The following is a 21821-nucleotide window of genomic DNA, read 5'->3' as shown; positions in this document are numbered from 1 at the left end:
TTCCCTGAAAGGCGTTGGGTGATTGAAATCAAAGGCATCAGTGGCGCCCCACCAGTACGCGATCCAGGCCGTAGACCCGGTCGAGGATGATCATGGTGATGGCCGTCAGCGCGATGACCAGCGCCGACACGGCGGCCATCATCGGGTCGATGGATTCGGTGGCGTAGACGTACATGCGCACGGGCAGGGTCTGCGTTGAGGGCGAGGTGACGAAGATCGACAGCGTCACTTCGTCGAAGCTGTTGATGAACGCCAGCAGCCAGCCTCCGGCCACCCCCGGCAAGATCATCGGCAGGGTGATCTGGCGAAACAGCGTGAAGCGGCTGGCGCCCAGGGATTCCGCGGCCTGCTCGGCGCTGCGATCGACGCCAATCGCCGCCGCGATCACCAGCCGCAGCACGTACGGCGTGATCACCACCACGTGGGCGAACATCAGCCAGACGAAGCTGCCATTGACCCCCATCAGCGCGAACAGGCGCAGCACTGCCACCCCGAGCACCAGGTGCGGAATGATGATCGGCGACAGGAACAGGCCGTTGAGGAAGTTGCGCCCCGGAAACTGATAGCGGGTGATCGCCAGCGCGGCGGGCACGGCGATCAGGGTCGCAAGGGTGGCCGCGACCACCGCCAGAATCAGGCTGTTATAGAACGACTGAATGAAGTCGGCGCGCTCGAATACCGCCGTGAACCAGCGCAGGGAAAAACCGTGCCACGGCAGGCTCAGGGTGTTTTCCGGGGTGAACGCCACCAGGCACACAACCACCAGCGGCGCCAGCATGAACACCACGATCAGGGCGTGAAACGACAGGGCCAGAGGACCATTCTTGGACATCGATCATTCCCCCAGGGATTTTTTATAGCGGCCTTCGACCAGCCGGTTCCACGACAGCATCACCAGCAGGTTGATCAGCAACAGCGCCACGGCAATGGCGGCGCCCATGGGCCAGTTGAGTTCCGAGAGGTATTGGTCGTAGACCGTGGTGGCGACCATTTTCAGGCGGCGTCCGCCGAGCAGGCCGGGGATGGCGAACGAACTGGCCGACAGCCCGAAGACGATCAAGGTGCCGGACAGCACGCCGGGCATGACTTGCGGCAGCACCACCAGACGCATGACCTTGGTCTGACTCGCCCCCAGCGACAGCGCGGCCTGTTCAGCGGAGCGGTCGAGCTTTTGCAACGAGGTCCACACCGGGATGATCATGAACGGCAGCATCACGTGGACCAGCGCCAGCACCACCGCGAACGGGGTGTAGAGCATTTTGATCGGCCGGCCACCGAGGGCCTGAATCGCCTGATTCACCAGCCCGTCGGCGCCGAGCAGCAGGCTCCAGCCGAAGGCGCGCACCACCACCGAAATCAGCAGCGGCGTGAGGATCAGGATCAGAAAGATCGAGCGCCACGGCGTGCCCATGCGGCTAAGGATGTAGGCCTCGGGCACGCCAATCACCACGCACAGCAGGGTGACCAGCGCGCTGATCCAGAAGGTGCGAAAGAAGATCTCGTAAAAGTACGAATCAGTGACCAGATTCACGTATTGGGCGAAGGTCCAGCTGCCGCTTTTGACGCCCACGGTGTAGTCGAACACGTTGAACGACAGCACCAGCGTCAACAGCAGCGGCACCACCAGCAGGCCGACGAACAGCACCAATGCCGGGGTCGAGAGCAGATAACCGCGACCGCTGTCGCGCAGCACACTCATGCCGACACCTCGTCAGCGGCCAGCACGCGCAGCAATTCCGACGGCCAGTCCAGACCCACCGCTGTGCCTTCGTTCATCGGCGCATCGCCGTTGTTGCGGCGCACGACGGTCAACTCGCCAATCGGCGTTTCGATGCGGTACAGCCACTGACTGCCGAGGAAATAACGGGTGATGATCCGGCCTTGCAGACGGCCTTCACCGGCGGTCACCAGGTCAATCTTTTCCGGGCGCAGGCTCAGGGTCAGTTCGCCGTCGCCGTTGCCCTGACTCTGGCTCTGATGTACTTGGGCCACGCCGCTCGAATCACGGTCGCCGCGCAACAGGTTGGCCTTGCCGACGAACCCGGAAATGAAACGGGTGCGCGGGTGTTCGTAGAGCTTGTACGGTTCGTCGATCTGCGTGATGCGCCCGGCCTGCATGACCACCACGCGATCACTGATGGACAGGGCTTCGGCCTGATCGTGGGTGACCATCAGCGTGGTGATGCCTACTTCGCGCTGGATGCGTCGGATCTCGAACTGCATCTCTTCGCGCAAGTTGGCGTCGAGGTTGGACAGCGGCTCATCGAGCAACAGCACCGGCGGCTCGATCACCAGCGCTCGGGCCAGCGCCACACGCTGGCGTTGACCACCGGAAAGTTCGCGAGGGTAGCGCTCGGCGTGTTGATGCAGGCGCACCAGCTCCAGCACGCGGGCGACGCGGCGCTGGATGTCGTCAGCGGCGACTTTGCGCATCTTCAGGCCGAAGGCCACGTTGTCGCGCACGGTCATGTGGGGGAACAGCGCGTAGGACTGAAACACCACGCCGAGGCCGCGACTGGCGGGTTTGGCGTGGGTGATGTCGCGTCCATCAAGCAGAATCTTGCCCGAGGTGACATCAACGAACCCGGCGATCATTTGCAGGGTGGTGGTCTTGCCGCAGCCGGACGGGCCGAGCAGGGACACGAATTCGCCTTTTTCCACCGACAGGTCAGTGGCGACTACCGCATCGACCGGGCCGTAACGTTTGCAGAGTGCCTGGAGTTGAAGAAATGCCATGGCTTCGTTCCACCTTTTTCGTGCACGCCGGGGGCATGCGTTTTTTATGGGCAGATGCGAAGAGAGACGGCGTGCCGATGCATGTCGGCATGCTCAATGGACGCTGGCGCTCGATCGGTGTCGGCTGCCGCTGTTATTCAAATCGCCCTGGTGGACTGATCCTAGGCCGAAGACTAGGATGGGCTCAACGATGAATTCCATTGAGCGAGTAGTATTTTCAGATTTATTCAATCAGTGAATGTAAATAGGGAAATATAGAAAGTGGATTCCACTGAGCGGAATGAATCGACAAAAGAAACAGGCGTTGGCGCTGTGTCTCGACTGTTTGCCGTGCTGCGCTGTCTGGGTGAATGCCCCGAAGGCGGTGATCGGGTCACGCAACTGGCGCAGCAAGTGGGCTTGTCGCAGCCGACGACTCACCGGTTGCTGCGCAGCCTGATGGACGAAGGCATGGTCGAGCAGGACGCACGCAGCAAACGCTACCGGTTGAGCCTGGAGTTCTTCGCGTTGGCGGCGAAGGCGGGACAGACCGGGAATTTGCGGGACGTGGTACGACCGAGTTTGCTGCGGCTGTCGGCGTCGCTGGGGGATTCGCTATTTTTGCTGGCGCGCAGCGGTTTTGACGCGGTGTGCCTGGACCGCAGTGAAGGGCCGTACCCGATCCGCACGTTCACCGGCGACATTGGCGGCCGCGTGGCGTTGGGCGTGGGGCAGGGCAGTCTGGCGATTCTGGCGTTCTTGCCGGAAGACGAGCGCGACACGGTGATCCGCTACAACCTGCCGCGCCTGCGAGATTTTCATCTGTACGACGAAGTGATGCTGCGCTCGGAAATCGACAACGTCCGGCGGCTGGGCTATGCCGCGCGCAACACCGGTGTACTTGAAGGCATGGCCGGCCTTGCGGTGCCGATCCTCGACCGCGAAGGCCGGGCTGTGGCGGCCCTCAGCGTCGCCACTATCAGCGACCGCCTCAACGCCGAACGCATGCCCACCGTGGTGGACATGCTCAAGCGCGAAGCGGCTGCCATCGGGCAAAGGATCAACCCGTTCGACCCGGTGTTGCGCCGGCCTTCGCAGGTGTTTGGGCAGAAGGAGGCATGATCAGGACGTGGCCCCCCCACAGACAAGGTGGTGTGCCGACATAGATGCACAATTCCTTGTAGGAGCCGGCTTGCTGGCGAACGCGGCGTATCAGCGAACATACATGTGTCTGAGCCACCGCATTCGCCAGCAAGCCGGCTCCTACAGATAAAGGCATGTGGTCAACTGAATGCGTATACAAAAAAGCACGTATATTCAAGGGGTTAGGTGCTGATTCGTCGGTTTATTGACCCGTCTTTTCGCCACGGGATTGACGCTTTCTGACCGTTCGTCGGGCTGCTTGCGTCGTGTTTAAAGAAGCGCTCGGCGGGGTCGAATCAGGCTGTGTAAGCCCTCCGTTTTTGACACGGCGGCACAGGGATGTGGCAAGCAGGCATTTTCGGGCAATCCCGAAAACCGCAGTCCCCCCTGATGAGATTTTCCGTATGTCCAAATCCCTGAGATTGCAGATCCTGGCGCTGCTCGGCGGCAGCCTGGCGTTGGTGCTGCTGATCGCACTGGCCTGTTTCCAGTTCCTCTCCAGCAACGTTCACGCGTACCGCGGCCTTTTGGACGGTCCGCTGCAGGCCTCGCAACGGGTCGATCAGGCCAACCTTCAATTCAAGATTCAGGTTCAGGAATGGAAAAACGTTCTGCTGCGCGGCAAACAGCCTGCGGACCGGGACAAGTTCTGGGGCCAGTTCGAGGAGCAGGAGCGTCTGGTGCAGACCACGCTGGGTCAGCTCAGCGGGATGGCCGGTCTGGATGCGACGAGCAAGGCCCAGGTCGACAAGCTGCGTGACGAGCACCGTGCGCTGGGCGTGGCTTATCGCAAGGGCCGCGACGCGTTCGTCGCGGCGGGCGGCGATCCGGTGGCCGGTGATCAGGCGGTGAAGGGCGTGGACCGTGCCGCCAGCGAGCAGATGAGCGAACTGGTGGGCAACCTGCGCACCCTCAGTGACGAGCAATCGAAGGTGATCAGCAGCACGGCCGATCGGACCATTCTCATAGGCACCCTCGTCATGCTGGCGTCGGCGTTGCTGGTCGGTGTCTTGGCGTTGTGGATGGTCAACCGCAACATCGTCGGTCCGATCAGCCTGTTGATCGAATACGTGGCGCAACTGAGCCACGGGCGCTTCAGCGACCGGGTCAGCGTGACCCGTCAGGACGAACTCGGCCGTCTGGCGGTGGCGGCGAACACCTTGCGCGATTTCCTCGCGGACACCTTCACCCGTCTGAAACGCAGCACCACCGACCTGGACAGCGCGGGCGGTGAGTTGAAAGCCATTGCGTCGCTGATGGCTCAAGGCACTCACGAGCAGTTCGAACGCACCGATCAGGTGGCCACGGCGATGACCGAGATGTCGGCCACGGCCCAGGAAGTTGCGCGCCATGCGGCACAAGCGGCTCATGCCGCTGATGAAGCGGATCGCAGCTCTCAGGATGGCGGCAAGGTGATGAGCGCGACCATTACCGCGATCACCCAGATGCGCACAGAGATCAGCAACACCGCCGACGTGATTCGTCGTCTGGAGAGCGACAGCGGGCGCATCGGCAAGGTGCTGGAAGTGATTCGCGGTATCGCCGAGCAGACCAACCTGCTGGCCCTGAACGCGGCCATCGAAGCGGCGCGGGCCGGGGATGCCGGACGTGGGTTCGCGGTCGTGGCGGATGAAGTGCGCACGCTGGCCCAACGCACAGCCGCGTCGACGGCTGAAATCAACCAGATCATCAATTCGGTGCAGACCGGCGCCATCGACGCGGCGCAGGCCATCGAGAGCGGTCAGGCGCGCAGTCAGGAGAGTGTCGATCAGGTCGCCCTGGCCAGTTCGTCGCTGACTCGCATCACCACGGCGGTGGAAGCGATTCGCGACATGAACCGCCAGATCGCCACGGCCGCCGAAGAGCAGACCTCCGTGGCCGAGGACATCTCGCGCAACCTGACCGAAATCACCGCGATTGCCACCACCAACCAGAGCAACGTGCAGCGCACCCAGACGGCGAGCCAGGACCTGCATGAGTTGTCGGTGGGGTTGAACGACGTGATTTCGCGGCTCAGCGCCTAGAAGCAGCGGCGAGTGTCGAGCGTCAAGCTGCAAGTGGGCGTGGGCGATTTTGCTCCCGCGTGACTCGCCGCTTTTTGTAGGAGCGCGCTTGCCCGCGATAGGGGATGACAGACGAAGACGTAGTGTCTGATCGGACGCATCGCGGGCAAGCGCGCTCCTACAAGGGACCGCGTCAGGTCTGGCGGAACACGAGGGCTTTGAGGCCGCCATCGGGGTCGATGTCGGCAAACTCTGGCGGGTTCTCCAGCCGCTGTTCAAAGCGCAACCCCGGCGCTTCTCGCGTCACGCCCTCGATCAGGAAATCCGCCCCCAGCGCCGGGTCGTTCATGCAGGCCAGCACGGTGCCGTCGGTTGTCAGCAGCTCGGGGAGTTTGCGCAGCACGCGCTGGTAGTCCTTGGTCAGCAAAAAACTGCCTTTCTGAAACGACGGCGGGTCGATGATCACCAGATCATACGGCCCGCTGCTCTTCACCTTGCCCCAGGATTTGAACAGCTCGTGGCCGAGAAAGCTGACCTTGCTCAAGTCGTGGCCATTCAAGCGATGGTTGTCGCGCCCCCGGCTCAGCGCCGCCCGTGACATGTCCAGGTTGACGACGAACGCCGCGCCGCCCTCGATGGCTGCGACCGAAAAGCCGCAGGTGTAAGCGAACAGGTTCAGCACTCGCTTCCCGTCCGCGTTCGCACGCACCCAATCACGGCCGTAGCGCATGTCGAGAAACAGCCCGGTGTTCTGCTTCTTGCCGAAATCCACGAGGTAGCGCAGGCCGCCTTCGGTCAGCGTCCACTCGTCCGGCATCTCGCCGTGCAGGGTTTCGGTGTGGCTGTCGGGCAGATAGCGGTGTTGCAAGAGCAGGGTATGCGCCAGTCTGTCTTTCCAGACGGGCGTCTGAATCAGCTCCGCCAGCAGACGCTTCAAACCCACTAACTCGTCAGCCGCCGGTTCCTTGAACAGCGACACCAGCACCACGCCCTGCATCCAGTCCACCGTCAGTTGCTCAAGGCCCGGCCAGCGGCGGCCACGGCCATGAAACAGCCGACGGGTTTCCGTGGGCGCAGGGGCGAGGGCGGTGAGCAGGTGCTCGTTGAGGGTGTTCAGCGCGTCGGGATTCATCGGGTGGCGGCGGGTCGGCAGTGGAAAGGGGCGGCATTCTAAACCTAACTCGACCACAAGTGCCTGATCCCATCGATTGCAGACAAGGCGCTGTGTTGGAATCCGCTCGCACCCCTGTGGGAGACGCCGGAGGTTACGACGGCAGCGAAAGCGGTGTGTCTGGCGACTCAGTGGCAAACGGGGCGCCGCTTTCGCGGCCGTCGTAACCTCCGGCTGCTCCTACAGGTCTGGTGTTGTGTCCGTTATTTGCGAACAATACAAGACCTCATCACCGCACGGCTTGCCGACGGCCTTTGCGTTTTTTTGAAAGAAGAGTGTCCATGTCTCAATCCCTGATCCTGCGCGACGCCCGCGACGACGACATGCCTGCCGTGCAGGCCATTTACGCCCACCACGTGCTGCATGGCACGGCCAGTTTCGAGCTGGAGCCGCCGACCCTGGAACAGATGCTCCAGCGGCGTGCCGACATCCGCGCCAACGACCTGCCGTATCGGGTCGCCGAGCACGAAGGCGAAATCGTGGGTTACGCCTATGCCACGTTGTACCGGCCACGTCCGGCGTATCGCTTCACCGTCGAAGATTCGGTATACGTGCGCGAAGGCATGGCCGGGTTGGGGATTGGCCAGCAGTTGCTGGAAACGGTGATTCAGCAGTGCACCGATGACGGTCGACGGCAGATGGTTGCGATCATCGGCAACAGTGAAAACGTGGCCTCGATCCGGCTTCATGAGCGTCTGGGGTTTCGCAAGGTCGGGGTGTTCGAATCGGTGGGCTTCAAGCACGGCCGCTGGCTCGACACCGTGATCATGCAGCGCGAGCTGGGAGAGGGTGCAAGCAGCACGCCTCACCGATAGCCTCTTTCAAACGCTCGGGTTGGCCCCGGGTAACGGGGTTTCGACCGGGCGGTCGGAAATCTCCGAGGTCTCTGGGACCGCCACCCACAACAGCACGAATGCCACCGCCGCAATCGCCGCCAACGTCAGGAACGCCGCGTTGTAACCCGCTTCGCGAACCACCCAACCGGCGAGGCCATTGCTCAGCGCGGCGCCGAGGCCGAATACCGTTGAGATTGCCCCGAGGCTGACGTTGAAGCGGCCCGTGCCTTGGGTCAGGTCCTTGACCACCAACGGCATCAGCGCCCCGAACGCCCCTGCGCCGATGCCGTCGAGCAGTTGCACGCCCACCAGCCAGTAAGGGTTATCCGACAGCACGTAAAGCACGCCCCGCAGCGGCAGGATGACGAAGCCCGCCAGGAGCAACGGTTTGCGCCCCCAGCTGTCAGCCTTCGTCCCCACCAGCCACGCCACCGGCACCATCACCAGTTGTGCGGCGACGATGCAGGCCGAGGTCAGGGGCGTGGCGAGGTTGAGGTCGATCTGTGAGAGCTTCTGGCTGACCAGCGGCAGCATCGCGGCGTTCGCCAGATGAAACAGGCCGCAGCAGATGGCGAATACCAGCAGGGGGCGGTTGTGGATCAGCACGGACACGCCGCTGGGCTGTTCGGCGCCGTTCTCTTGTCGAGGGTCGAAACCCCGGGCGACGTCATGGTCAATGGCCGACCCATCGACGAAGCTGACGGCGACCACGCTGGCGATCGCCATGAATGCCATCAGGTAAAACACTGCAATCGGCCCGAACGCCCACGACAGGCCGCCCGCCAGCAGCGCGGCGCAGGCATTGCCCGCGTGGTTCCAGGTTTCGTTGCGGCCCGTTCGGCGAGTGAAGGCTTTCGGACCGGTGATGCCCAGAGAGATCGCCGCAATGGCGGGGGCGAACACAGAACCGGCAATCGCGCCCAGTCCCTGAGTGATCGCCACCCAGGTAAAGCTGTGGATGAACGGCAGAATCACGCAACTGGCGGTCACCAGCAGCGCGGCGATGACCACCACCAGGCGCTTGCTGCGGGTGCGGTCAATCAGCGCACCCGCTGGCGTCTGGGTGACCAAAGCGGCTATACCGGCGAGCGTCATGACCAGGCCGATGCTGGCCGGGTCCCATTTGTGCACCGCCAGCAGGTAGATCGCCAGGTATGGACCCAGTCCGTCGCGCACGTCGGCCAGAAAGAAATTGAGGCCGTCCAGCGAGCGGTTGTTACGAAGATCGGAAGGGGTGTTCAAGGCTGGCCTCGCCAAGTGGGTCGCGCAGCCTTAAGTGCACGCTGCTCCCGATTAATGACCTGTCGAGCGCTGAATTCGTTCGACCCAAGGTGCCGGACTGTTACACGCACCACAATTGTCTTTATCGCCCCGAAATTTGAATCCGGAGCGAGGCAGGCATAAGCTTCGCGCCATTGATGACGGTCACGCCTCGTTGTGTGCCGTTTTTCGCCATTTTTGTTCAGGAACTGCCATGTCCAGTCTGTTTCCCGCCGCCCGTCCACGTCGCCTGCGCAGCCACGCAAACTTCCGTGCGCTGTTCCAGGAAACCGAATTCACGCTGAACGATCTGGTACTGCCGATCTTCGTCGAAGAAGAAGTCGATGACTTCGTGCCGATCAACAGCATGCCGGGCGTGAGCCGCATCCCGGAGTCGAAGCTGGCCCAGGAAGTCGAGCGCTATGCCCGCGCCGGGATCAAGTCGGTGATGACCTTTGGTGTTTCCCACCATCTGGACGCCAGCGGCAGCGACACTTGGCAGGAAAATGGCCTGGTGTCGCGCATCTCCCGCACCATCAAGGACGCCGTGCCGGAAATGATCGTGATGTCCGACACCTGCTTCTGCGAGTACACCGACCACGGCCATTGCGGCGTGATGCACAACGGCCACGTCGATAACGACGCGACCATCGAAAACCTCGGCCGACAAGCGGTGATGGCCGCTCGCGCCGGTGCTGACGTGATTGCGCCGTCGGCGGCGATGGACGGGCAAGTCCGGGCGATTCGCGCTGCGCTGGATGCGGCCGGGTTCACGAACACGCCGATCATGGCCTATTCGACCAAATTCGCGTCGTCGCTCTACGGCCCGTTCCGTGAGGCGGGCGGTTCGGCGCTGAAAGGCGACCGCAAGACCTACCAGATGAACCCGATGAACCGCCGCGAAGCCCTGCGCGAGTCGCTGCTGGACGAAGCCGAAGGCGCTGATGCGCTGATGGTCAAGCCGGCGGGCGCGTACCTCGACATCATCCGTGACATCCGCGAAGCCTCGAACCTGCCGCTGACGGCGTATCAGGTGAGTGGCGAGTACGCGATGATCAAGTTCGGCGCTCAGGCAGGCGCCATCGACGAAGGCCGCGTCGTGCGCGAAACCCTCGGGGCGATCAAGCGGGCAGGCGCGGACCTGATCTTCACGTATTTCGCGATGGATTTGGCGTTGCAGGGGATTTGATCCGGCGGGTTCACAGATACGTCTGACGTGTACACCACCTTGTGGGAGCGCCGCATGAGGTGCGGTACGGCACGGTTCACACTGTGGGAGCGAATTCATTCGCGAAGGGTCCGGTACGGGCGATACATCTCTATCGCCTGGACTATTTTTCGCGAATGAATTCGCGCCCACAGGTGCGCGGTGGTGCCGCGAAGGGGGCGTCTTGATACGGCTTCAGCCGTGCGGGCCTTTCATTCACACCTGCCACGCCTTGCTCGCCTCGGTGAGCATCTCTTCGATCAGCACGCTGAATCGCTGGCTCAACACGCTCTGTGGCCGGTCTTCGGGCAGCAGCAGGTAGGTGGAAAACCGGATTTGCGGCGCGAAGGGCCGGGTCTCGATGCCCATGTGCAGGTATTCCTGCGCCACCATCGGGCTGACGATGCTCACCCCCAATCCCAACGCCACCAGTGAGCAGACCGTCGCGGCATACGGCGTCTCCAGGTTCAGCTTGCGATGCTCCTTGTCCCCCGCGAACGCCCGGTCCACGCGGGTGCGCGAACCATCGTTCAACGACAGCGAAATGAACTCTTCGCCGTACAGGTCTTCAGGCTTGACCGCCGCCAGCGCCGACAGCCGATGCCCCTTTGGAAACACGCACACCCCCGGCACGTCGCAGATCTTGCGCGTGCGCACCCCCGGCATGTCATCGCCGACGTAAGACGCCAAGCCGACGTGACAGAACTGCGAGGCCGCCCAGTGCGCGACCATGGGCGAATCGTTGGTGTGAATGGAAATCGCCGCCTCGGGGTTTTCTTGGCGAAAGCGTTGAATGACCCTGGGCAACAGCGTCAACGACAGCGATGGCACCGCCGCAATCCGCAATTGCCCCGTGCCGCCGCGACGGATGTTCTGCGCCGAATGCTCCAGGCTTTGCAGCCCCACGAACGCACGCTCCACGTCGACAAACAACGCCGCGCCTTCATCCGTAGGCAACAGGCGGCCTCCCACGCGTTCGAATAATTTGAAACCACTGGCCCGCTCCAGTTGCGCGATCAAGCGGCTGATGTTGGGTTGTGAGGTGTGCAGCGACTCGGCGGCAGCGGTCATCGAGCCGCTCAACATCACGGCGCGGAAGGCTTCGACTTGTTTGAAGTTCATGGCTGACCATATCAATTCGGTATGGACGACCACTGTATTGTCATTTGTTGGCATGAGCCAGAGGCTTTATAACTGTTTTCGACATCGATAGTTCGCGCAGACGGACACGATGCCCCGGCGTCCTCAGACGCCGCAATCTCGCTGAATCCTCTGCCCTTGAAATCGTTGCGTGGTGACGTCTTTGCTCGTCGCTGCGCTGGTAGTTAACCAGGAGGCAATATGTCGTTTTCGTTGAAATCCCTCGTTCGTGTCATGGCTCTGTCGTGTGTGTCCCTGGCAGGGATGGCGCAGGTCCATGCCGCTGAATTGCCGCCGGTGCCCGATGAAATCAAAGCGGCCGGCCAATTGCGTGCCGGGGTCCGTTGCGACCAGCCCCCGTATGGCTTCCAGAACAACAACGGCGACTTCGCGGGCGTCGAAGTTGAGATGTCCAGGCAAATTGCCCTGTGGGCGCTGGGCTCCAAGGACAAAGTGACGTTCACCTGTGTCACCGCCGAAAACCGCGTGCCGCAGCTGCTGGGGCGTAAGGTCGACTTCCTCATCGCGACCCTCGGCGTCACCCCTGAGCGTCAGCGGGTCATCGACTTCACCACCCCTTACCGCTGGGGCGCTAGCGACGTGGTGGTGAAGAAAGACAGCCCGATCAGGTCGATCAAGGACCTCAACGGCAAGACCCTCGCCACCCTCAAGGGCTCGGTGCAGGCCAAGTGGTTCGAGGATCACATGCCCGAGGTCAAGACTCTGCGCATGAACAGCGCCGCCGATGCCTTGCAGACCTTTCGTCAGGGCCGCGCCGACGCTTACACCCACGACGCCGCCACGCTGGTGGTGGTTGCGGCCAACGACGGCGATGCACGGCTGATCAACGAACCCTTCCAGATCTCCGACGCGGCCATTGGCGTGCGCAAGAACGACGAAGCGTTTCGCGATTACCTCAGCGCCGCGGTTGCCCGGATGCACGAAGAAAAACTGTTCCGTGGTTGGGTTCAGCAATACGTGCCAGAAAACATCCAGAGCTATTACCTGAGCGTGTTCGAACAGGCCAAGCCTGAAGAAAAACTCTGATCGGGCACCCCCATGGACTTCGATTTCAATTACCTGGTGGCGCAATGGCCAGCTTTGCTCGACGGCGTGTTGATGACGCTGCGGGTCTCGCTGCTGGCCATCGGGGCGTCGCTGCTGATCGGCATTCTCGGCGGCGCGGTGCGGTCCTTCCGCATCCCGCTGCTGTCGCAGATCGTGGTGCTGTACGTGGAGCTGATCCGCAACACGCCGATTCTGGTGCAGTTGTTCTTCATCTTTTACGGCCTGCCTGCGATTGGCCTGGAGCTGTCGCTGTTCTGGTCCGGCGTGGTCTGCCTGTCGCTGTGGGCAGGGGCCTATCAGGTGGAGAACATGCGCGGCGGGCTGGCCACGGTGGAGCACAAGATGCGTGAAGCGAGCATGGCGCTGAGCCTCAAGCCTCATCAGTATTTTTATCTGGTGGCCTTGCCGATCGCGTTTCGTACCAGCTTGCCGGCCGTGCTGAATACGTCGATTTCGCTGCTGAAGAACTCGTCGTACTTGCAGGCCATCGGTCTCGCGGAGCTGACGTTCGTGGCGGTGGACCGCATCGCCACGGATTTCCGGGCCATCGAGATGTTCAGTGCGATCTGCGTGATGTACCTGATTCTGGTGGCGATCCTGTCCTTGCTGACCGGTCGCTTGTCTGCCCACCTGCAACGGCCTTTCCGGCACTGAGGCCCCATGAACTTTCTGATCGAAAACTGGGGCTTCGTCCTCAAGGGCCTGTGGATGACCGTGCGCCTGGCGCTGGTGATCCTGCTGTTCACCACGCTTATCTCAACGGTGTTCGGGGTGCTCGCCACCCTCAAGAACCGGCTGCTGTGGTGGACGATTCACGGCTACGTCGAGCTGTTCCGCTCGATCCCGCTGATTGTGAATGTGTTCTTCATTTTCTTCGGTGCGCCGATGTTCGGCCTCGACCTGAGTCCGTTCGCAGCGGTGGTCACGGGCCTGACGTTATGGGGCAGCGCCAATGGTATCGAAATCGTGCGCGGCGGACTGGAGTCGGTGAACCGGCACCAGTGGAAAAGCGCCTGGACCCTGGGCCTGCGCCCTTGGCAGATCTACCTGCACGTCATTGCGCCGCAGTCGATGAAAGCCATTTTGCCGGCGTACACCGGGCTGCTGACGATGTTGGTGCAAGCCACATCGCTGGGTGCACTGGTGGGCGTCAGCGAGTTTCTTAAAGTCGGGCAGATCATCGTCGAGCGTTCCACGGTCATGACCGGCGTCAGCCCTGCCTTCGCGGTCTACGGCGCAGTGCTGCTGGTGTACTTCGTCATCTGTTCATTGCTGAGCTGGCTCAGCCGTTATCTCGAACGTCGCCTGGGTCGCCCGGCGATGCGCACCACTCGTTAAGGGATGTGATCATGCAAGAATCCAAAGTCAGTCGTCGCTTGAAAGAAGCCACCGCCCCCGAGGTCAACGAGTACATTTACCGGCCCCGTCTGGAAGGGTTTGCCGATGGCTTCCTCAACCTGGGCAACGTCAACAAGGCGCATATCCTGATGCTCGCCGAACAGGGCCTGATTCGCGACGAACACGCGACCGCCCTGGCCAAGGGCGTGCTGGACATGGAGGCGGCGGGGCCTGGCGTGGTCACCCTCGACCCGTCCCGCGAAGACGCCTATTTCAATTACGAAGCGCATTTGATCGAGCAGATCGGCACCGACGTCGGCGGCCGCCTGCACACCGGTCGCAGCCGCAATGACATCCTCGCGACCCTCGACCGGCTGCGCTGCCGCGAGGTGTTGATGGCGTTGATCGACGCGCTGATTCAAGCCCGTCAGACCGCCCTCAACAACGCCGAGGTTTTCGCCGAAGTGGTGATGCCCGGTTACACCCACCTACAACCGGCGCAGCCGATCACCTATGGTTATTACCTGTCGGCAGTGGAGCAGGCCCTGGCCCGTGATTGCCAGCGCCTGACCCAGACCTTGGCGTCGATGAACCAGAGCCCGCTGGGCGCGGCGGCCTTCGCCGGGACGCCGTTCGACATTGACCGGGCACGCACGGCTGAATTGCTGGGCTTTGACGGCTACCTCGACAATGCGCTGGACGCCGTGGGGTCGCGGGATTTCATCCTCGAAAGCCTGTCGCACCTGAGTTTGCTGTCGGTGTTCTGGAGTCGGGTGGCGCAGGATTATTTCGTCTGGAGCACCCACGAATTCAGCCTGATCGACTTCCCCGACAGCGTCGCGGCGACGTCGAGCATCATGCCGCAAAAGAAAAACCCCACGGTGCTGGAATACCTCAAGGGCCGCAGCGGGCACATCATCGGGTTGCTGATGGCGGCCAGCGTCACGGTCAAGGGCAGCAACTTCTCCCACACCGGCGACGCCAACCGTGAAGGCACCCGAGGGTTCTGGGAGGCGGCGGAAGAAAGCCTGCGCTGCCTGAAACTGCTCGATCTGGTGCTGCGCACCGCGACGCCGAATGTCGAGTTGGCGGTGAAGCGCGCCGGTGAAGACTTCTCCACGGCAACGGGGCTGGCTGACCTCATCGTGCGCGAAGCCGACCTGTCGTTCCGCGAGGCCCATCACATCGTTGGCGCGGCGGTGCGCATGGCCATGGACGCCGGTCTACCGGCGCACCGGATCGACACCGACATGGTCGACATCTGCGCGATGGAGCAACTCGGGCACGCACTGAACCTGCCCGCCGGCAAGGTGCGCGAGTGCCTGGACCCGACCGCCAACGTGCAGTCCCGGGATTCGGCGGGAGGCCCGGCGTTGTCGTCCCTGCGCCCGAGCCTGCTGCGCGCCGACGCCCGGTTGCAGGTCGAGCGTCAGGCCAATCAGGCGCGCCGTGATCGTCTGCTTGCCGCGCAGGAAAAACTCCAGGCGGCCACCCGTGCGCAGGCCGGCCTATGAAGAGCATGCTGACAGTCCGTGGACTGCATAAACACTTCGGGTCGGTGGAAGTGGTCAAGGGCGTCGATCTGGACGTGGCGCAAGGGGAGGTGGTGGTGATCATCGGCCCCAGCGGTTCGGGCAAGTCCACGTTCATTCGCTGCCTCAACAGCCTCGAAGCGCCGTCTGCGGGAAGTGTGGTGGTCGGCGGTGGCGAGTCGGTGCGGGCAGACGACCGCAAGGCCATGGCCCGTCTGCGCGAGGACATTGGCATGGTGTTTCAGGATTACACCCTGTTCCCGCACATGACGGTGATGGCCAACATGATTCTGGCGCCGGTCAAGGTCAAGGGTGTGAGCAAGGCCGATGCTCAGGCCAATGCGCTGGCGTTGCTGGACCGGGTGGGCCTCAAGCACAAGGCCGACGGTTACCCCAGCGAGTTGTCCGGTGGGCAGCAACAGCGGGTGGCGATCGTCCGCGCGCTGGCGATGAAGCCGCGTTTGTTGCTGTTCGATGAGCCGACCTCCGCGCTGGACCCGGAAACCGTCGGCGAGGTGCTGAGCGTGATGAAGGGCCTGGCGGCGGAGGGCATGACCATGATCGTCGTCACCCATGAAATGGGCTTCGCCCGTGAAGTGGCCGACCGCGTGGTGTTCTTCGACGGCGGCAAAATCGTCGAAATGGGCCCTCCGGCGCAGATCTTTTCGGCACCGGAGCATCCTCGGACCCGGCAGTTTTTGCAGAGTGTGTTGCATTAACGTCGGCGCGATTCAATAAGCCCTGACGGCTTGACGGTATCTGGCACCGTTTCGGGGGCTCAAGGCTCGGCGCATACCTCTGCGGGAGCGAATTTATTCGCGATTGGCCAGTACAGACGATGAATATTCACCGTCCGAAACGCCGCCTCGCGAATGAATTCGCTCCTACAGACGTCCGGCGTCGCCGAATGATCAGGCGGTGGCGGCCTGTCCGGGGATGTTCTGGTCAGGGTGCGCCTCGCGCCAGGCGTCCAGACCGCCGATCAGCGCCTTGCCCCGCGTCAGCCCGCGTGCCCGCAGCTTTTCCGCCAACAACGCTGCGGACAGCTCGTTGGGGCAGGCGCAATAAAACACCATGTCGACATCGCTCAACTGATCGAGCCACGGGTCGAGGGGTTCTTCGAGGCTGATGGACAGCGCACCGGGTATGCCTTCGACCACGGCGGTGTGAAATGTGGGGCGAACGTCGATGATCAGCGGCATGTCGACCGTGTCACGCAGGGCCAGCAGTTGCGGCACGGTGATGCGTGGCACCTTCGACGTGCGCTTCATCAGGCGACGGCGCTTCCAGTATTTCCAGCCGATGAACAGCGCCAGTGCCAGCAGCACACCGCCGATGGCCAGCGGCAGGTAACCCGTCAGCCACCCCAGCAACGGGATGATCGCATCGGTAAACAGCATGCCCAGCAACAGCGCCGATCCCGCCCAGATGAACGACCCTGCCAGCGAATAACGCATGAACAGCGCAAACGGCGTGGCGTTCATGCCCGCGACCGTCGTCACCAGCGCGCCCGCGCCGGGCAGGAATTTGGACAGCAGCATCGCCCGGGGTCCGACCCGGTCGTAGACATTCAAGCCCTGACGGATGCAGGTGTCTTGAGAAAGGGAAATCTTGCAGATGGACTTCAGCAGCACGCCGCCATAGCGCTTGCCCGCGAAGTACCAGAGGGTGTCGGCGATCAGGCAGGCGAACATCGCCACCAGCACCCCGGCGCCCAGCAGTGGTTTGCTCTGCATGGCCAATGCGCCTGTGACGATGAGGGTGGGGTACGCCGGAACCGGCAGACCGATCTGCTCCAGCAGCACGTTGACGAACACCAGCAGCAGGCCGTGGCTTTCATTCAATTGCTGGAGTTCGTTCATGGCGAAAGCTCGGTCACAGAGCGCTGACGGGCAGCACTCAAGAAAAAAGGGGTGTCAGTACCGTGGCCTGAACACCCCTTTCTGTCAACGCTGACGTTGCGTTAGCCAAGCTTCTCGATGGCCGCTGCAACGCCCGCGCCGTACGCCGGATCGGCCTGGGTGCAGTTGCCGATGTGACGCTGTTTGACCAGCGCCGACGCGCCGCTGATGGCCCGTGCGGTGTTGTCGAACAGCACCTGTTGCTGCGCTGGCGTCATCAGGCGGAACAGGGCGCGAGGCTGAGAGTAATAGTCATCGTCGTCTTTGCGGAAATCCCAGTTCGCTGCCGCGCCGTGCAGTTCCAGCGGTGGCTCGGAGAAATCCGGCTGCTCGACCCACGCGCCCTTGCTGTTGGGCTCGTAGCCGATGGTGCCGCCTGCGTTGGCGTTGACCCGCATCTGGCCGTCGCGGTGGTAGCTGTTGACCGGGCACTGCGGAGCGTTGACCGGGATCTGGTGATGGTTGACGCCCAGACGGTAGCGCTGCGCATCGCCATAAGAGAACAGACGGCCCTGCAGCATTTTGTCCGGCGAGAAGCTGATGCCCGGCACCACGTTGGCCGGGTTGAACGCGGCCTGCTCGACGTCGTGGAAATAGTTTTCCGGGTTGCGGTTCAGCTCCAGGGTGCCGACTTCGATCAGCGGATAGTCCGCGTGCGGCCAGACTTTGGTCAGGTCGAACGGGTGGATTTTGTAAGTGTTGGCGTCCTGCTCCGGCATGATCTGCACGAACAGCTTCCACTGCGGGAAGTCACCGTTTTCGATGCTGTCGTACAGGTCGCGCTGGTGCGTTTCGCGGTCGCCAGCCACCAGATCAGCGGCTTCCTGATCGGTCAGGTTCTCGATGCCCTGTTGGGTTTTCAGAGTGAACTTGACCCAGAAGCGCTCATTCTGCGGGCTGATGAAACTGAAGGTGTGGCTGCCAAAACCGTGCATGTGGCGATAGGATTTCGGCAAGCCTCGGTCACTCATGACCACCGTTACCTGGTGCAGTGCCTCGGGCAACGAACTCCAGAAATCCCAGTTGTTGTCAGCGCTGCGCAGGTTGGTGCGCGGGTCGCGTTTGATCGCGTGGTTCAAGTCGGGGAATTTCAGCGGGTCGCGCAGGAAGAACACCGGGGTGTTGTTGCCGACGAGGTCCCAGTTGCCTTGTTCGGTGTAGAACTTGACCGCAAAGCCGCGAATGTCACGTTCGGCATCGGCCGCGCCGCGCTCACCGGCCACGGTCGAGAAACGGATGAAAATATCGGTCTTCTTGCCGATGTCCGAAAACAGCCTGGCTTTGGTGTAGCGCGTGATGTCGTGGGTCACGGTGAAGGTGCCGAACGCGCCCGAACCCTTGGCATGCATGCGACGCTCCGGGATCACTTCACGGTCGAAGTGCGCCAGTTTTTCCAGCAACCACACGTCCTGCAGCATCAGCGGGCCGCGAGGGCCGGCGGACTGCGAGTTCTGGTTGTCGACGACGGGTGCACCCGCCACGGTGGTCAGTTTATTCATGATCAGGCTCCGGTTTTTTGAACGGTGAGTCTTGCTGAATACGTCACGGCTGTATTGGACGCTCGTGCGCCTCTTTTGACGTGGGAATGGACAGTGCGGCTGGCTGTAACGCGCCATCCAGAGCGCTTCGACCGGCCCGCTTTCGAATACATTCCAGGCAGGCAAGGGATCGTGCGGCGGCGAAGGTTGAATCAGCGTAGCCCGGCTTTGGCGACAGACGGATGTCACGGGCTAAAAAATCGATGACGATTTTTACACGCGCAAAAAAAGGCGCCCGATAAGGGCGCCAAACGAGGAGAGTTCGGGGTGTGTACGCAGGGCTCGCGGGCGGTGCGGCCCGCTGTAACAAGTGCTGCGGGTTATTTCACCAGCACCGGCTGTTCGCTGTAGCGGTCGGCGAACAGTTGCTTGAGCTGGCCGACCTTGGGCAAATCGTTGATCACGATGTACGGGTAGGTCGGGTGGGTGGTCAGGAAATTCTGGTGGTAGTCCTCCGCCGGATAGAAACCGTTATAGGTCTCGATCTTGGTCACGATGGGCGCATTGAACGATTTGGCGCTGTCCAGTTGCGCGATATAAGCCTGGGCCACGGCTTGCTGTTCGGGGCTTTCCGGGAAGATCGCCGAGCGGTATTGCGTGCCACGGTCCGGCCCCTGACGGTTGAGCTCCGTCGGGTTGTGGGCCACGGAGAAGAACACTTGCAGCAGCGTGCCGTAGCTGACTTGCGACGGGTCGAAGGTGACTTCCACCGACTCGGCATGCCCGGTGTCGCCTTCGCTTACGCGCTCATACTGCGCGGTGTCGGCCTTGCCCCCGGCGTAACCGGATACAGCTTTCTTCACCCCTTGCACGTGCTGGAACACGCCTTGAACGCCCCAGAAACAACCGCCCGCAAACACGGCGGTCTCGGTCCCGGCGGTCTTCACGGCTTCATCCTTTATAGGCGGGGCGATGCTCACGGCGTCTTCGGCGGCGAAGGAGCAGGCGGCGGTTTGCAGCAGGGCAGCGCCCAGTAGCACGCGCAGGCCCATGCGGCGGCCGTCAGGCAGCGCGGCGCGAAGGGTGGAAACGTTGAATTTTTTCATGTCTGACACTCCTGAAACGGGGTGGAATCAACCGAAGGTGAAGGCGTATGCGGACACGCCCGGATCGCTGAATTCGATGCTGAAGGTGTGGTCCGCCACGTCGCCGGGCTGACGCACCAGTTGGTACAGGCGTTGTTCTGTGACGGTGCCATTGCCGTCGGGCGCGATGTCGGTCCCGTGTGCATCCCCCGGCGCCTTGCCGTCGAGGGAGACCTTGAAGCGCACCGGCTTGCCGTCGCTGCCAGGGCCGAGCACCAGATGCAGGTCGCGAGCGTGGAAGCGATAGACGATCTTGCCGTTGGGCGCGTTCAGGCTGGCGCGCTCGGAGCTGATGTTCCATTGGCCGTCCAAGCCCCAATTGTTCAGCGACAGGCTTTGCGGGGTGCTGTAGCTGGCGACCCGATCAGCCTTGGCGCCGCCCGGCGACACGAAGTTTTCGGCGCGCTCGAAGCCCAGGTAGGTTTCCGGCGACTTAACCTCGCCCATGTCGGCGGCCTGTTGCACGCCATTGCCGTTGGCGTCGATCAGGTCGGTGGTGATCTGAGTATTGCCTGCTTCGCGCAACAGCTCCTGAATCACGCGCTCGGATTCGTCATAGGCGCCTTCGCCGAAGTGGTGATAGCGAATCTGACCCTTGGCGTCGGCGAAGTAATGGGCAGGCCAGTACTGGTTGTCGAAGGCGCGCCAGATTTTGTAGTCATTGTCGATGGCCACCGGGTAATGGATGCCCAGATCGGCCATGGCCTTGGTGACGTTTTTCACGTCGCGCTCGAAGGCGAATTCCGGGGCGTGCACGCCGATCACCACCAGGCCTTGATCGCGGTATTTGTCAGCCCAGGCTTTGACGTAGGGCAGGGTGCGCAGGCAGTTGATGCAGGAGTAGGTCCAGAAATCCACCAACACCACCTTGCCTTTCAGCTGTTCGGCGGTCAGTGGGGCGGAGTTTAGCCATTGCACTGCTCCGGCGAGGGACGGCAGCTGGCCTTCGACCGGCAGGCTCGATGTGCTGTTTTTCGCGGCCATCATCATCGCGCCAGAAGCTTGCATGCTCGCGCCCGCTTCATCCTTGCCGGGGATGTTTTGCGCCATCATCGCACCGCCTTGCATCACGTTGCTGTCTTTGCCCTTGCCGGTGAGCTGACCCACCAGCGATTGTTCAAGGCCACCGGTAGAGGCGGTCGAGACACGGGCCAGAATCCCGGTGTCCAGACCCAGCGCGATGGCGGCGACACCCGCCAGCATCGCGGCGCCCAGCCCCCGGCGAATCCACTCGCCAGCACCCAGCGAACGCTTCATCGCGCTGAACACCTTGCCCCCCAGCAACAACGCCAGTGCCAGTGACGTGGCGGCGCCCGCGGCGTAGGCCAGCAGCAGCAAGGTGGTGCCGACGCTCGCGCCTTGCAATGCCGCGCCCGTCAACACCAGACCGAGGATCGGGCCTGCGCACGGCGCCCAGAGCAGGCCCGTTGCAACACCGATCATGAACGAGGCCCACGGGCTGGGTTTGGCCTGCACGCCTGCGTTTTCAGACAGTCGGCTGCCCGCGGCCACCAACGGACGGGTCAGGCGCTCGGCCAGTTTCGGCAGCAGCAAGGTGAGGCCGAACAGCGCAACGAAGATCAGCGCCAGGCCACGGCCATATTGGTTGAGCTGCACGACCCAGCCCCCGCCGACTGCCGCGAGGGTGGCGACCAGCGCGAAGGTCACGGCCATGCCCACCAGCAACGGCAGGCCGCTGCGGACGAAGGGTTGGCCGGTGCGGGCGAAGACAAACGGCAGCACCGGCAGAATGCACGGGCTGACGATGGTCAGAACGCCGCCGAGGTAGGCAAGGATGATCAGGAGCATGGGTCAATTCCCTTCTGGTGGATCAAAGAGTTACGTGCAGTGTGGCGGACGACGTACCTGTAGGAGTGAGCTTGC

The 21821-nt window shown here is 62.5% G+C and carries 19 protein-coding genes; 9 read left to right on the top strand and 10 right to left on the bottom strand.

Translation table 11 applies throughout. The features are described 5' to 3' along the window. Positions 1-37 precede the first annotated feature (37 nt). From AAEO81_RS17885 to AAEO81_RS17875, 3 genes are read right to left on the bottom strand one after another with little or no spacing between them, the layout of a single operon-like run. The gene (locus AAEO81_RS17885) at positions 38-832 is read right to left on the bottom strand and encodes an ABC transporter permease (protein WP_341958318.1); all 795 of its coding nucleotides are present in this window, start codon (positions 830-832) and stop codon (positions 38-40) included. A 3-nt stretch (positions 833-835) separates the two neighbouring features. Beyond that, positions 836-1699 carry an ABC transporter permease gene (locus AAEO81_RS17880; RefSeq protein WP_341958316.1) on the bottom strand — a complete coding sequence of 288 codons (864 nt, stop codon included), beginning with the start codon at positions 1697-1699 and terminating at the stop codon, positions 836-838. Then, complete coding sequence (locus AAEO81_RS17875; RefSeq protein WP_341958314.1) at positions 1696-2736, bottom strand: ABC transporter ATP-binding protein; 1041 nt, start codon at positions 2734-2736, stop codon at positions 1696-1698. Before AAEO81_RS17875 ends, AAEO81_RS17880 begins: the two co-directional genes overlap by 4 nt. A gap of 261 nt (positions 2737-2997) precedes the next feature. Between AAEO81_RS17875 and AAEO81_RS17870 the strand changes: the two genes are divergently transcribed. Further along, positions 2998-3837, top strand: a complete 840-nt coding sequence (locus tag AAEO81_RS17870; protein ID WP_341958312.1) for an IclR family transcriptional regulator — start codon at positions 2998-3000, stop codon at positions 3835-3837. Between the two features lie 425 nt (positions 3838-4262). Further along, the gene (locus AAEO81_RS17865) at positions 4263-5882 is read left to right on the top strand and encodes a methyl-accepting chemotaxis protein (RefSeq protein ID WP_341958310.1); all 1620 of its coding nucleotides are present in this window, start codon (positions 4263-4265) and stop codon (positions 5880-5882) included. A gap of 172 nt (positions 5883-6054) precedes the next feature. Here AAEO81_RS17865 and AAEO81_RS17860 read toward each other — a convergent pair whose 3' ends face one another. Next, complete coding sequence (locus AAEO81_RS17860; RefSeq protein WP_341958308.1) at positions 6055-6993, bottom strand: class I SAM-dependent methyltransferase; 939 nt, start codon at positions 6991-6993, stop codon at positions 6055-6057. A 230-nt stretch (positions 6994-7223) separates the two neighbouring features. On the opposite strand from AAEO81_RS17860, the gene AAEO81_RS17855 reads away from it, so the two are divergent. Further along, positions 7224-7847: an N-acetyltransferase family protein gene (locus AAEO81_RS17855; protein ID WP_341958306.1), complete on the top strand. Its 624-nt coding sequence runs from the start codon at positions 7224-7226 to the stop codon at positions 7845-7847. 6 nt (positions 7848-7853) lie between these two features. Here AAEO81_RS17855 and AAEO81_RS17850 read toward each other — a convergent pair whose 3' ends face one another. Further along, entirely contained in the window at positions 7854-9110 is a 1257-nt protein-coding gene (locus AAEO81_RS17850; RefSeq protein ID WP_341958304.1) for an MFS transporter, read from the bottom strand. Between the two features lie 232 nt (positions 9111-9342). Between AAEO81_RS17850 and hemB the strand changes: the two genes are divergently transcribed. After that, positions 9343-10317: a porphobilinogen synthase gene (gene hemB, locus AAEO81_RS17845; RefSeq protein WP_341958302.1), complete on the top strand. Its 975-nt coding sequence runs from the start codon at positions 9343-9345 to the stop codon at positions 10315-10317. Between the two features lie 234 nt (positions 10318-10551). Here hemB and AAEO81_RS17840 read toward each other — a convergent pair whose 3' ends face one another. Further along, a complete protein-coding gene (locus AAEO81_RS17840; protein ID WP_341958299.1) occupies positions 10552-11457 on the bottom strand; it encodes a LysR substrate-binding domain-containing protein in 906 nt (301 codons plus the stop codon). 219 nt (positions 11458-11676) lie between these two features. On the opposite strand from AAEO81_RS17840, the gene AAEO81_RS17835 reads away from it, so the two are divergent. Genes AAEO81_RS17835 through AAEO81_RS17815 form a run of 5 tightly spaced genes read left to right on the top strand, consistent with a single transcriptional unit; the run spans position 11677 to position 16132 of the window. Next, on the top strand, positions 11677-12522 hold the full coding sequence (locus AAEO81_RS17835; protein ID WP_341958297.1) for a transporter substrate-binding domain-containing protein: 846 nt from the start codon (positions 11677-11679) through the stop codon (positions 12520-12522). 12 nt (positions 12523-12534) lie between these two features. Further along, positions 12535-13197 (top strand): amino acid ABC transporter permease, encoded by a 663-nt coding sequence (locus AAEO81_RS17830; RefSeq protein WP_166598726.1) that lies wholly within the window; start codon positions 12535-12537, stop codon positions 13195-13197. A gap of 6 nt (positions 13198-13203) precedes the next feature. After that, complete coding sequence (locus tag AAEO81_RS17825) at positions 13204-13881, top strand: amino acid ABC transporter permease (RefSeq protein ID WP_166598725.1); 678 nt, start codon at positions 13204-13206, stop codon at positions 13879-13881. 11 nt (positions 13882-13892) lie between these two features. After that, a complete protein-coding gene (gene argH, locus AAEO81_RS17820; protein WP_341958295.1) occupies positions 13893-15395 on the top strand; it encodes an argininosuccinate lyase in 1503 nt (500 codons plus the stop codon). Beyond that, positions 15392-16132 carry an amino acid ABC transporter ATP-binding protein gene (locus tag AAEO81_RS17815; RefSeq protein WP_306167766.1) on the top strand — a complete coding sequence of 247 codons (741 nt, stop codon included), beginning with the start codon at positions 15392-15394 and terminating at the stop codon, positions 16130-16132. The genes argH and AAEO81_RS17815 overlap by 4 nt, the downstream gene beginning before the upstream one ends. A 192-nt stretch (positions 16133-16324) precedes the next feature. On the opposite strand, the gene AAEO81_RS17810 is transcribed toward AAEO81_RS17815, so the two are convergent. The 4 genes from AAEO81_RS17810 to AAEO81_RS17795 all read right to left on the bottom strand — a co-directional run bounded on the left by AAEO81_RS17810 (position 16325) and on the right by AAEO81_RS17795 (position 21746). Next, a complete protein-coding gene (locus tag AAEO81_RS17810) occupies positions 16325-17275 on the bottom strand; it encodes a VTT domain-containing protein (RefSeq protein ID WP_341958291.1) in 951 nt (316 codons plus the stop codon). 101 nt (positions 17276-17376) lie between these two features. Further along, positions 17377-18813 (bottom strand): catalase, encoded by a 1437-nt coding sequence (locus tag AAEO81_RS17805; RefSeq protein ID WP_166598722.1) that lies wholly within the window; start codon positions 18811-18813, stop codon positions 17377-17379. A gap of 359 nt (positions 18814-19172) precedes the next feature. Beyond that, complete coding sequence (gene msrA, locus AAEO81_RS17800) at positions 19173-19844, bottom strand: peptide-methionine (S)-S-oxide reductase MsrA (protein ID WP_341964557.1); 672 nt, start codon at positions 19842-19844, stop codon at positions 19173-19175. Positions 19845-19925: 81 nt separating this feature from the next. Continuing rightward, positions 19926-21746, bottom strand: a complete 1821-nt coding sequence (locus tag AAEO81_RS17795; RefSeq protein ID WP_341958287.1) for a cytochrome c biogenesis protein DipZ — start codon at positions 21744-21746, stop codon at positions 19926-19928. Positions 21747-21821 lie beyond the last annotated feature (75 nt).

Origin of the sequence: Pseudomonas sp. RC10 (genome assembly GCF_038397775.1) — a bacterium.
GTDB classification, from domain to species: domain Bacteria; phylum Pseudomonadota; class Gammaproteobacteria; order Pseudomonadales; family Pseudomonadaceae; genus Aquipseudomonas; species Aquipseudomonas bambusae.
Note: the sequence above shows the minus strand (reverse complement) of the source record. Positions and strands in the feature narration are given on the sequence as shown.